Below are 12,178 nucleotides of genomic sequence, written 5' to 3' on the forward strand. Positions count from 1 at the left end.
AAGATGGAAAAATTATTGGAAGTAGAGAATTTATCTGTATCCTATTTTACATATGCAGGCGAAGTACAGTCTGTAAGAGGAATTTCATTTGATGTAAAAAAAGGAAAGACAACTGCATTGGTAGGTGAATCAGGATGTGGAAAATCCGTAACTGCCAAATCCCTGATGGGACTGATCGAGAAACCGGGAAAGGTAAAGCCGGAAAGTAAGATCATTTACCAGGGAAAAGAGCTTACCGGGTATACGGAAAAAGAGTGGAATACCTTCCGTGGAAAAGAATGCTCGATGGTTTTCCAGGATGCACTGGTATCCTTAAATCCGACGATGAAGGTTGGAAAGCAGATTGCAGAAAATCTGAAGAATCACGAGAGTAGTCTTTCGAAGGAAGAAATTTATCAGAAATCGTTGGAAATGCTGAAGCAGACCGGGGTTCCGGATCCGGAAGGGTGTATGAACAAATATCCCCATGAGTTATCCGGTGGAATGCGTCAGAGAGTGATGATTGCCTGCGCTATGGTGACACATCCGCAGCTTTTGATCGCAGACGAGCCGACAACAGCACTGGATGTGACAATACAGGCACAGATCATTGCGCTGATGGAAGAGTTGCAGGAAAAGCTTGGTATGTCCATCATTATTATCACACATGATCTTGGAGTGGTTGCAGATATGGCTGATGAGATCATCGTCATGTATGCCGGAGAAATCGTGGAAAGAGGAACGGCAAGGGATATCTTTTATCACCAGCAGCACCCGTATACATGGGCACTTCTCCAGTCCGTTCCGCGGATCGATGATGAAGACAAAACAATTTTAAATACCATTGAGGGAAATATACCGGATATGATCTACCCGCCAAAAGGCTGCAGTTTTTGCACGCGCTGTCCATATGCAATGAAAATCTGTGAAGAAGAAAAACCGAAAGTTACGCACATTACGGATGAGCACAGCGTTGCGTGCTGGCTGATGGATCCACGTGCTGACAGAAGCGGTGTTCCGTTCGGGAGGACAGACGCATGATAGAAAAAGAAGTTGTATTAGAAGTAAAAAATCTGAAAAAATATTTTCCGGCAAGTCATAAACGTGTTTTAAAGGCAGTTGATGACGTGTCTTTTACGATTCATAAAGGAGAAACTTTCGGAATCGTAGGAGAATCAGGATGTGGAAAGACGACTTGCGGGAAAACCTGTACCGGAATCCTTACGAAGACAGACGGACAGGTGTTGTATCAGGGAAAAGATGTGCATCAGATGAGTAAAGCAGAGAGAAATGCATTTACACAGAAGGTGCAGACCATTTTCCAGGATCCGTATGCTTCGCTGGATCCACACCAGAAAGTGTATCAGATCGTAAGTGAAGGGATGCGGATCCATCATCTGACAAAAAGTAAAGAAGAAGAGCAGAAACGGGTGATGGAACTTCTAGAGATGGTTGGCTTAAATGCCGAGCATGCTACCAGAAATGTCCATGAATTTTCCGGTGGACAGCGCCAGAGAATCGGAATTGCAAGGGCACTTGCAGTTAACCCGGAATTTCTGTTCTGTGATGAACCGATTTCAGCACTTGACGTATCTATCCAGGCGCAGATCATGAACCTCCTGATGACCTTGCAGAAAGAACGGCATCTGACGATGCTGTTTATCGCCCATGACCTTGCCATGGTAAAGCATATTTCCGATAATATCGGAGTGATGTATCTTGGAAAGCTGGTGGAAATTTCACCGGCTGCGGAATTATATGAAAAGCCGTATCATCCGTACACGCAGGCACTTCTGGAGTCAATTCCGATCGCCGATCCGGATCTGGCAAAAAGTCGGGGACGTCATTTTCTCACCGGAGATGTGCCAAGCCCGATTGATCCACCAAAAGGCTGCCGTTTCTGCGGAAGATGCAGCAAATGTATGGATATCTGCCGGGAAGTCCGCCCGGAATTAAAAGAAGTATCCAAAGGTCACCAGGTGGCATGTCACCTGTATGATGACTAAAAGAAAAAAGTGTATGTAACAGAGGAGAAAGAAAAAATGAAGTATGATTTTACAAGTATTATTGACCGTAAAGGAAAAGATGCCCTTGCAGTGGATATCCTTCCAAATATGCTTGGGCCGGGGAAAAAAGTAGAAGTAAGAGAAGGGCTGGATTACATTCCGATGTGGGTTGCGGACATGAATTTTCCGGCACTCCCGAAGATCACCGAAGCGATCATTGAAAGAGCGAAACATCCGACCTATGGATATTTTATTACCAGAGATGAGTATTACAACAGCATCATCAAGTGGCATGAAGAACGGAATCATGTGACCGGACTGAAAAAAGAACATATCGGTTATGAGAATGGAGTTTTAGGCGGCGTGGCAAGTGCACTTCACGCGGTCTGCTCACAGGGTGATAATGTCCTTGTCCATGCACCGACTTACATAGGATTTACCGGCACACTGAATAATAATGGCTACCATATCATCCACAGTCCGCTGAAAAAGGACGAAGAAGGCATCTGGCGGATGGACTTTGAGGATATGGAAGAGAAGATCGTGAAAAACAAGATCCATGCAGCCATTTTCTGTTCACCGCACAATCCGACCGGTCGTGTATGGGAGCGCTGGGAAATCGAGAAAGCAATGGAAATCTATAAAAAATACGATGTGACCGTCATTTCCGATGAAATCTGGTCCGATATTATTTTATATGGAAACGAGCATATTCCAACCCAGTCTGTATCTGAAGATGCAAGAAACAGAACGATTGCTTTATACGCACCATCAAAGACCTTCAACCTTGCCGGACTGATCGGAAGCTATCATATTATATACAACAAACGCCTGAAAGACAGAGTTTTAAAAGAGTCCTCCCTCTGCCATTACAATTCGATGAATGTGCTGTCCATGCATGCACTGATGGGTGCGTATACACCAGAAGGACAGGAATGGGTAGGCGAGCTTCGAGAAGTGATCGGGGAAAATGTCGCTTATGCATGTGATTATATTGACAAACATTTTGAAGGTGTTTCCGTAACCAGACCGCAGGGAACCTATATGCTGTTTGTTAACTGTGAAGAATGGTGCAAGGCACATGATAAGAGCCTGGAAGACGTTCTGAAAATGGGATATGAAGCAGGTGTGTTCTGGCAGAACGGAAAGCCATTCCATGGTGAATGGTATATCCGTATGAACCTTGCACTGCCGACATCCAGAGTGAAAGAAGCATTTGACCGTCTGGATAAATATGTATTCAATGCTTAAAATGCATACAATAAAGGAGGAAAATAAAAATGGAATTAGTAAAAGAGCTGCCGGAGATTTTTGAAGAATTTGCAGAGCAGAGACAGAGATCTTTCCTGGTAATGAAAGAAGTAAAGGACAAAGGAATTCCGGTTGTAGGTGCGTACTGTACCTACTTCCCACAGGAAATCGCAATGGCTATGGGAGCAGTTACCGTAGGACTTTGCTCTACATCCGATGAAACGATCCCGATCGCAGAAAAGGATCTGCCGAAGAATCTGTGCCCGATGGTAAAGGCAAGTTACGGTTTTGCTGTATCTGACAAATGTCCATTCTTCTATTTCTCAGACGTGGTAGTCGGAGAGACAACCTGTGATGGAAAGAAAAAGATGTACGAACTGATGAAAGAATTCAAAAATGTCTATATCATGGAACTTCCAAACTCACAGAGAGAAGATTCCCTGGAGCTGTGGACAAAAGAGATCATCCGTTTCAAAGAATATCTGGAAAAGACATTTAATGTAGAGATCACAGAAGAAAAAGTGCGCCATGCTGTTCATGTATCCAACCAGGGACGTATTGCACTGAAGAAATTCTACGAAGTTATGAAAAATGATCCGGCTCCGATGAACGGTTCCCAGCTGTTCGGTGTTCTCTATGGAAGCCAGTTCAAATTCGACAAAGAAAAAATGCCGGCAGAAATTGATGCCCTTCGTGAAAAGCTGATGAAAGAATACGAAGAAAAGGAAAAACCAGAGAGAAAGAAACGTATCCTTTTAACCGGATGTCCAAGCAGCGGTGCACCGATGAAGGTTGTAAAAGCCATCGAAGAACACGGTGGAAATGTTGTAGTCTATGAAAACTGTGGAGGTGCAAAATCTGTTGACCGTCTCATCGATGAAGATGCAGAGGACATCTACAAAGCAATTGCAGAGAGATATCTTGCAATCGGATGTTCCGTTATGACACCAGATAACAACCGTATTGAACTGATGGGAAGACTCCTTGAAGAGTATAATATCGAGGGTGTAGTAGAAATGACACTTCAGGCATGTCATACTTACAATATTGAGGCAAAGAGCATTGAGAAATTTGTAAAATCTAAAGGACTTCCGTATATCCATGTAGAGACCGATTATTCTCAGGCAGATATCGGACAGCTGGATACACGAATTGCTGCATTTTTAGAGATGATCTAGGATTCAGAATGTATCAAATTTAAAAGAATGTGTCCCGGTATTCTGAAAAAGTGGATGGGATTCTAACAGATTTATGTTATAATAGAAATTAACAGGCAGGGAACAGGCATCAGTCTGTTCCCTGTGTATATTTACAGGTATATGGAGAATATACCGGAATTTTTTCAGAGAGCAGCTAAGACTGAGGCGAAGCCTTTGAAAAAATTTTACCAGATTGAATAAAATAAAAGAGGTACTGAATATGACAATCGAAGAACGCGCAGCAAAAGCTGCAGATTTAAAAACTGCCGGAGCATGCAACTGTTCCCAGGCAGTGGTAAAAGTATTTGAAGATAAGCTTTCATTGGACGATGAGACACTGATGAAATTAACCGCAGGCTATGCAGCTGGAATGGGATGTCTGGAAGCAACCTGCGGGGCACTCATAGGAGCTGTGATGACCGCCGGAATCCTGACCGCCGGAGCCGGAACGCCTCGTTATTCCAAAGAAATCCTTGCAAAGTTTCAGCAAAAATGCGGAGCAACGATCTGTAGGGAGTTGAAGGGCGTCGGCACAGGAAAGGTACTCTGTGAATGTCCGGAATGCGTAAGAAATGCGGTGCTTGCACTAGGAGAAGTAATGGGGATTGAATAAAAGGATAGGGATTTCTCCGCCAAATTCAAATCAGAATTAGTGATTGAACTGCTCAAAGGAGAAAAAGACTTAAATACAATCGCAACCGAAAACAATATTCAGCCGAATCTTCTCCAAAACTGGAAGAAGGAGTTCCTCGATAAAGCATCCGTAGTTTTTGATGACACACGAGAGGATAATCTGAAAGAAAAACTCGCTTTAGAGCGCAAGGAAAAAGCTGAATATGCGAAAAAAGTTGGTCTGCTCACCAAGAGGTGGTTTATTATTTTGCGACAGAAAAAGAGAATCAAAAAATATCAGAAAGGGCGTGTGAAAAAACGAGAGTTTTTTCATGCGTCCTTCTCTACAAATATAAATGGCGATTGTAAAGTTCACCTGTTTTGTTTTATCATTGTTTTTCATTTGTTTTATTACATGTGTTGTTATTAATTCACAATAGTTATACAAAAGTAATCGCGCATATATTCCTTGTTTAATAAAATCTGGTTTTCGTGCATGGAAACTTGTTAATCCTATGGCATAGTTTAATTCTCTGAATGAAGTTTCTATTCCCCATCTCAAATAAAAGTTTTGAAATCAATTTTCCGTTTTCGAGAGAAATCGACATTGGGGTTTCGAAGAAATAAACATGGATTGTTAGCTAATTCCGAAATATGATTCTTTAGAGAATCTGAAACTTGATTAATATAATTGCTCATATGCGTTACATCCTTGCAATCAAGATGTTCTTAATTACAAAGGTCCTAGCATCATTTCTGATGCTAAGATCTTGATTGGTCATCTTAACTTAATGACATTGCCTTGTGGAGTCTCTTTTTTTTCTGCAAAAACATGAAGATATTTGTTCCTGTTATAATAAAAAATCTTTGTTGTAAAGATTGGAGTCGCAAGTTAATATATGATACATATGGCGGAATGAAGAGATCTATTTTCTGTAAAAAAGTATAATGAGAATATGAGTATCCGTAAAACGAAAGGAGATAGAAGATGAAGATAAAATCAGTTGCAGTTTTAGGTGCAGGGGCGGTAGGCTCCTATGTGATCTGGGGACTTTCACAGAAACCGGAAGTCCGGCTTGGCGTGATTGCCGAGGGAGAAAGAGCGGATCGTCTAAGGAAAAATGGATGTGCGAATAATGGCAGGATTTACCATCCGGAGGTGTGGTCACCAGAAGAAGCACATAATGTGGATCTGCTGGTGGTTGCTTTGAAATACGGTTCACTGGAAGGCACATTGAAGAGTATACAAAAAACAACGGGTGAACATACAGTGGTCATGAGCCTGATGAATGGAGTCGACAGTGAAGAAATAATCGGAAGAACAGTGGGCACGGAGCATGTCTTACCGGCACTGATCAAAGTGGCTTCACACAAAGAGGATGATGGTTATCATTTTGATCCGCTGACCACACTGGAAATTATTTTTGGAGAGCCATCTGCACCGTTTGACAGTGAGCGTGTGAGAGCGGTGGAAGCGTTGTTTACAGATACTGGGATTCATTTCCGGTCGACCGAGTACATTCAGGAGGAGATATGGTGTAAATTTCGCCTGAATGTATGCAACAATCTGCCGCAGGCAATTCTGGGGACAAGCGTTGGATGTTACCGCGACAGTGTCCACATGAAAGCAATCAGTGATGGATTAAAGAGAGAACTGGAAATGGTAGCGAAGGCAAAAGGAATCGATATGAGTAAAACAGGAAGTTCATCCGGACGCGGAAGCGTAGTTCCTCCGACAGCCAGATATTCTACCTTACAGGATATGGATGCCGGACGTCATACGGAAATCGATATGTTCTCCGGTGCGCTTGTGCGGATGGGAAAGGAGCTTGGAATCCCTATGCCGTACAATGAATATACTTATCATATGATCAAAGCGCTGGAAGAGAAAAATGATGGTAAATTCAATTATACCGGGAATCAAAAACCAATCATCGAAATAACTGTAAATGAGAATGCTGTGATACACTTTGAACTCTGGCCGGAAATCGCACCGATTGCCTGCGGAAGTGTTATGCAGCTCGCAGAGAAGAAAATATTTGACGGAAGAGCCATTGAACGTCTGGAACCGGGATTTGTCCTCCAGCCACTGTTTTTTGATGGTGTTGATCCACAGATCGATATCATGGTCGAACCGGAATTTAAAACCAATCCTGAAAATGCCAAAATCGTTTTTGAACGGGGGATTGTTGCCATGGCAGGAGATCCAGAGAACAGTTCTGGCAGCCAGTACTATATCACTCTTGCTGCTTCTGAGAGATTGAATGGTAATTTCACTGTAATCGGAAAAGTGATCGATGGCTGGGATGAGATTGAACGACTGGAACATGTAGAAGTAGAAGAAGCCATTGAACCGCAGTCAGGATTTGTCTATCACAGACCGGTAAAAACCGAGATGATCACGAAAGTCAGACGCATAAAATAAAAAATAAATCCTTCAATAACGGAGATGTGTTATACTATAACCAGCATGTATTGAAAAATACAACATAATCCAAGGAGGAAACCAAAATGGGGAAAAAACGGATTCGGGACTTTGGGATTGTACCCGGAAGAGTAAAAACAGGAGAAAGGAATGCGATTACGGACGTGCCAGGTGTACGGGTAGGGCATTGTACGGTGAAGACAGAAGAAAATCATACCGGTGTAACCGTGATCGTTCCTGGACCGGACAATGCATTTGCCAAACACTATACGGCAGCTGCATACATTCATAATGGATTTGGAAAAAGTGCTGGCGTGGTGCAGGTAGAGGAACTGGGGACCCTCGAGACACCCATTGCTCTTACCAATACCTTAAATGTCGGAAAGGTTTTGGATGCAATGGTTGATGTCGTGATCGAACAGAGCCGTAAGGACGGAATTGAGCCACAGAGTATCAATCCGGTTGTTGGCGAGTGCAATGACTGCCGGATCAATCATATCCAGAAACGGGCGATTGGCGAAAAGGAAGTGCGTGAGGCTTTTGCGGCAGCATCAGAAGAATTCGAAGAAGGTGATGTAGGTGCCGGTGCCGGTACGACATGCTATGGCATGAAGGGGGGAATCGGTTCTGCATCCCGCGTGATCACGATTGGTGAAAAAGAATACACCATTGGTGTTCTGGTTCAGTCAAACTTTGGTGCAACGGAAGATTTTGTACTGAACGGAGAAGCTGTTGGTCCGAAGATTCTGGAATGGAAGCAGGAAAAGAGTGATATGGCTGCATCTGAAGAAGATAAAGGTTCTATTATGAGTATTCTGGCTACAGACCTTCCAGTGACAAGTCGTCAGCTCAAACGGATTCTGAAAAGAACCGGTGTTGGTATCGCACGAACCGGCGGTTACACAGGCCATGGCAGCGGAGAGGTTATGATCGGATTTACGACTGCAAACAGAATCCCATCCGGTTATGAGGAGGAACTTGTGCAAATATCAGCAATTCCGGAAAATATAATCGACCGTGCTTTCCTTGCTGCGGCAGAAGCAGAGCAGGAGGCAATCTTGAATTCCATGACCGCCGCAGAGCAGATACGTGGAATTGCAGGTGAACTGTATTACAGTCTTGCAGAATACCTTGAAGATAGAGAAAGCTAAAGACTGTACAAAAGTATAAATGTAATGAATACCAAAGTTTTTTTACACAAACTACATTAAATAATTTTTAAGGGAGAGAATAATTGCAAACATATCTAAAAAAATATAAATTCCAGAATCTGCTCATTATCTTAGAGCTGATTTGCACGAATCTGTTGTTGCTTGCAAGTACGCTTATCACCATGCGGATGGCAAGGCTGGTTATGGATGGTGATTTTAAGGGAATCGTTATCTGTTCTTTGCTGATAATCGTTATTTATCTGATTCTGCATTTTCTGTTTTGGAAAAATGATGTGCATACGACGAAAGTGATTGCCTGCATGAATCAGGATATGAGAAGGGATCTTAACCGCAGGATTCTGGCAGCAGGGACACAGGAATTAGGGGAAAATGATACCGGAGAATATATTTCCTGGTATACGAACAATTTGAAAGAGGCGGAAAATCAGGGATTTCTAAATTTCTATAATGGTGTTGATGCAATCATCAAATTGATTATAGGAACGGTAACACTTGCCATGATTCAGTGGAAACTGCTTTTGTGCACCATTTTGACAACAGGAATGGTATTTTTATATACTCATTTTTTCCCTGGAGATGTGAGTGAGGAATCAAAGAAAGTATCCGGTGAATGGGAATCTTTTACACAGATTGTAAAAGAACAGCTGCAGGGGTTGACTGTTCTGAAATATTTCGGACATCAAAAGGATTTCAAAAACCGGATCGGACAGGCTTCAGAGCAGTTGGAAAATCAAAGATACCGCTATGTAAAATGTAAGGGTAAAGCATCCCTCAAAATGAAAGCGGTAAACGCACTGGCAGGGTTGATCAATAATCTTGTTCTTTTTGGGATGTGTGCCTTCAGAATCATACCGGCTGAAATCTTTTTCGGCGGTGGCAACCTGACGTACCAGGTAAAGGATGCAATACTCTCACTCTCAGAGCTTAAGATCACTTTTGAAGGAGCAAAACCGTATTTCGATAAAATCATTTATCAGGAAAAAAACGATAAGAAAAAGGAACCATTACCGCCGGTAAAGGAAAAAATCGAAATCAAAAACCTTGGTTTTTCTTATCCGGGGCATGTAGTCTTTGAACATTTGAATATGGATTTCAAGATTGGTGGAAAATATGCCCTTGTCGGAGAAAGTGGAAGTGGGAAAACAACGCTTCTCAGATTATTATTGGGACAATTACAGGCAAATAAAGGTGCAGTTTTATTTGATCAGATGGATGCGTCTATTTATGACCCGAAAACATTCAGTGATCAGATGGCATACATTGAACAAAATGTATTTCTTTTTCACACAACAGTCCGGGAAAACATAACTCTGGGAGGGGATTTCACAGAGGAACAGATTGAAGAGGCTTTAAGAAACAGTGCTCTTTATGAAGACCTTAAACTTTTTGAGAATGGTTTGAATACAGATGCCGGAGAAAACGGAAGAAAACTTTCAGGTGGACAACGGCAGCGGATTGCCGTAGCCCGGGCACTTATCCATAACCGTAAGATTCTGATCATGGATGAGGGCACTTCTGCTCTGGATAAGGAGAATGCTAAAATAATCGAGAAATCTCTGCTGGAAGAACCGGATATTACGCTGATTTTGGTAAGTCATCATCTGGAAAAGAATGAGATGAAAAAATATACAAAGGTATATCATCTTGGAGAGAAGGTGAGCGCATGAAAAAATATCTGATCAAATATAAATGGCAAAACTTCCTTCTTTTTCTGCTTTTAGTTCTTACAAGTGGAGTGTCGACCGGATATGCCTTCTTGCAGATGTATATCGGTAAACAGGTCATGGAAGGAAATTTCCGGATGGTACTGATCACGGTGGTGTGCAATACCGTTTTGATTTTTAGTAACAGTATTTTATACTATATTCAGAATAAATATCAAACCTATCTCATCGCGAAAATGAATCAGGATTTTCGAAACGATATCAGTAAACGAATCATGAGTGCTTCTTTTGAAAAGCTTTCCTCCACGGATACCGGAGAATATTTGTCGTGGTACACAAATGATGTTCGTGAAGCGGAAAACCAGGGATTCCAGGTTTTTTACAGCTGCATGGAAGAAGCATTACAGCTGATTCTCGGAGCAGTCTCGCTTTTATTTATCCGCTGGGAAATATTGCTGCTGACAATTGTCGTTTCCGTGATTTCACTTTATACTAGCCGGAAATTTGGCGATAAGGTAGAGGAGTATTCAAAAAAAGTGTCAGCGGCAACGGAAAAATATACCGACAGAATCAAAGAACAGATTGCCGGATTATCTGTGACACAGGCTTTTGGTCTTGCCGAGCGGTTTGAAAGCAAAATTAATGCTTCCGGTGATGAACTGGAAAAGGAAAGATGCAACTTCGCTGAAAAACAAGGAAAAGAAGGCTATAAGGCAATGGTAATCAGCATTTTCGGAATCAATGCGATCAACATGCTGACATTTGTTCTTTGTGTATTACGTATCATTGCACCGGAGATTATTTTCGGAAGTATCAATCTGACAAACCAGGTAGGAAATTCTTTTGGACAACTTATTTCTTACCGTTTGAAAATGGCTGGAGCACGCCCGTATTTTGCCAAAGCCGAAATGCAATCAGTTGACGAAGAACCGAAGGCAGAAGCAGCACTTCCTTCCTTACAAAAGGAAATCAAAGTTGAGAATCTGTCCTTTTCTTATGGCGAAAAGGAAGTACTGAAAGGACAAAACCTCACATTCCAAAAAGGTGGAAAATATGCGATTGTTGGAAGGAGCGGCTGTGGTAAAACAACCCTTTTGAAATTGCTGCTTGGTCAGCTGAAAGGATACGAAGGAAAGATTTTATATGACGGAAAAGAACTCTCCTCATATGATGTAGATTCTTTTTACGAGCAAATGGCTTATATAGAGCAGAGTATTTTCCTTTTTGACACGTCCATCCGTAATAATATTACTCTGGGTGATGGAGTCAGCGCAGAAAAATTAGAAGAGATTCTGGCAATGAGTGCTTTAAAAGAAGAAATCAAAAAGTTTCCGGATGGGCTTGAAACAAAAGCAGGGGAAAATGGAAAGAATTTTTCCGGAGGACAAAAGCAGCGGATCGCCGTAGCCCGGGCACTTGCCCATGACAGACAGATTTTGTTTGTTGATGAAGGCACCTCTGCGCTTGATGCAGAAAATGCAATGGTAATCGAGCAGGCACTTTTGGCATGCAAAAATCTGACATTAATCCTAATCACGCATCATATGAAAGAAGAAAATCTTCCGCTATTTGATAAAGTATATCGTTTGGGTTAGTAAGAATTTGAAATGGATTTACCACACCTTTTTGTAAAACCCAATTTCCGCAACGGACAATGGGAAAAATGGAAGAAAGGGAATATTTCCTTGTTACATCACCGTATCCCATAAAGCATATGGTGAAAATATAATAAAGATACAAGCGAAAATGACTTTTGCAGAAACTGGGTACAAATAAGCGGGAAACAGTAATGTCATTGTTGCATGGACTTTGAAGTAGGAGAACAGTTCGAATATATTATCAGCTGTTCTCTTTTTACTTTTAAATATTA

10 protein-coding genes and 2 pseudogenes are annotated in these 12,178 nt (G+C 41.9%); 11 read left to right on the forward strand and 1 reads right to left on the reverse strand.

Annotated features, from left to right (window positions below):
* The first annotated feature begins 3 nt into the window (after positions 1–3).
* From NQ556_RS07885 to NQ556_RS16670, 6 genes and pseudogenes are all read left to right on the forward strand, one after another.
* Positions 4–1,020: an ABC transporter ATP-binding protein gene (locus NQ556_RS07885; protein ID WP_118199186.1), complete on the forward strand. Its 1,017-nt coding sequence runs from the start codon at positions 4–6 to the stop codon at positions 1,018–1,020.
* Entirely contained in the window at positions 1,017–1,985 is a 969-nt protein-coding gene (locus NQ556_RS07890) for an ABC transporter ATP-binding protein (protein WP_008370528.1), read from the forward strand. Before NQ556_RS07885 ends, NQ556_RS07890 begins: the two co-directional genes overlap by 4 nt.
* A 36-nt stretch (positions 1,986–2,021) precedes the next feature.
* Positions 2,022–3,236 carry a MalY/PatB family protein gene (locus tag NQ556_RS07895; protein WP_022220601.1) on the forward strand — a complete coding sequence of 405 codons (1,215 nt, stop codon included), beginning with the start codon at positions 2,022–2,024 and terminating at the stop codon, positions 3,234–3,236.
* 29 nt (positions 3,237–3,265) lie between these two features.
* Complete coding sequence (locus tag NQ556_RS07900) at positions 3,266–4,414, forward strand: double-cubane-cluster-containing anaerobic reductase (RefSeq protein WP_008370525.1); 1,149 nt, start codon at positions 3,266–3,268, stop codon at positions 4,412–4,414.
* 241 nt (positions 4,415–4,655) lie between these two features.
* Positions 4,656–5,048: a C-GCAxxG-C-C family protein gene (locus NQ556_RS07905; RefSeq protein WP_044998646.1), complete on the forward strand. Its 393-nt coding sequence runs from the start codon at positions 4,656–4,658 to the stop codon at positions 5,046–5,048.
* 18 nt (positions 5,049–5,066) lie between these two features.
* A pseudogene (locus tag NQ556_RS16670) lies at positions 5,067–5,231 on the forward strand (transposase); the annotation flags it as partial.
* Between the two features lie 15 nt (positions 5,232–5,246).
* Here NQ556_RS16670 and NQ556_RS16675 read toward each other — a convergent pair.
* Entirely contained in the window at positions 5,247–5,609 is a 363-nt protein-coding gene (locus NQ556_RS16675; protein WP_259812403.1) for a transposase, read from the reverse strand.
* Between the two features lie 426 nt (positions 5,610–6,035).
* Between NQ556_RS16675 and NQ556_RS07920 the strand changes: the two are divergent.
* From NQ556_RS07920 to NQ556_RS07935, 5 genes and pseudogenes are all read left to right on the forward strand, one after another.
* Positions 6,036–6,974 (forward strand): annotated as a pseudogene (locus NQ556_RS07920) (ketopantoate reductase family protein); the annotation flags it as partial.
* 12 nt (positions 6,975–6,986) lie between these two features.
* The gene (locus NQ556_RS16815) at positions 6,987–7,472 is read left to right on the forward strand and encodes a peptidylprolyl isomerase (protein WP_416387044.1); all 486 of its coding nucleotides are present in this window, start codon (positions 6,987–6,989) and stop codon (positions 7,470–7,472) included.
* An 86-nt stretch (positions 7,473–7,558) separates the two neighbouring features.
* Positions 7,559–8,623 carry a P1 family peptidase gene (locus tag NQ556_RS07925; RefSeq protein WP_008370519.1) on the forward strand — a complete coding sequence of 355 codons (1,065 nt, stop codon included), beginning with the start codon at positions 7,559–7,561 and terminating at the stop codon, positions 8,621–8,623.
* A gap of 83 nt (positions 8,624–8,706) precedes the next feature.
* Positions 8,707–10,311: an ATP-binding cassette domain-containing protein gene (locus tag NQ556_RS07930; protein ID WP_204575945.1), complete on the forward strand. Its 1,605-nt coding sequence runs from the start codon at positions 8,707–8,709 to the stop codon at positions 10,309–10,311.
* Complete coding sequence (locus NQ556_RS07935; RefSeq protein WP_008370514.1) at positions 10,308–11,903, forward strand: ABC transporter ATP-binding protein; 1,596 nt, start codon at positions 10,308–10,310, stop codon at positions 11,901–11,903. The genes NQ556_RS07930 and NQ556_RS07935 overlap by 4 nt, the downstream gene beginning before the upstream one ends.
* The last annotated feature ends 275 nt before the right edge of the window (positions 11,904–12,178 follow it).

This window comes from Coprococcus comes ATCC 27758 (assembly GCF_025149785.1).
Lineage (GTDB): Bacteria > Bacillota > Clostridia > Lachnospirales > Lachnospiraceae > Allocoprococcus > Allocoprococcus comes.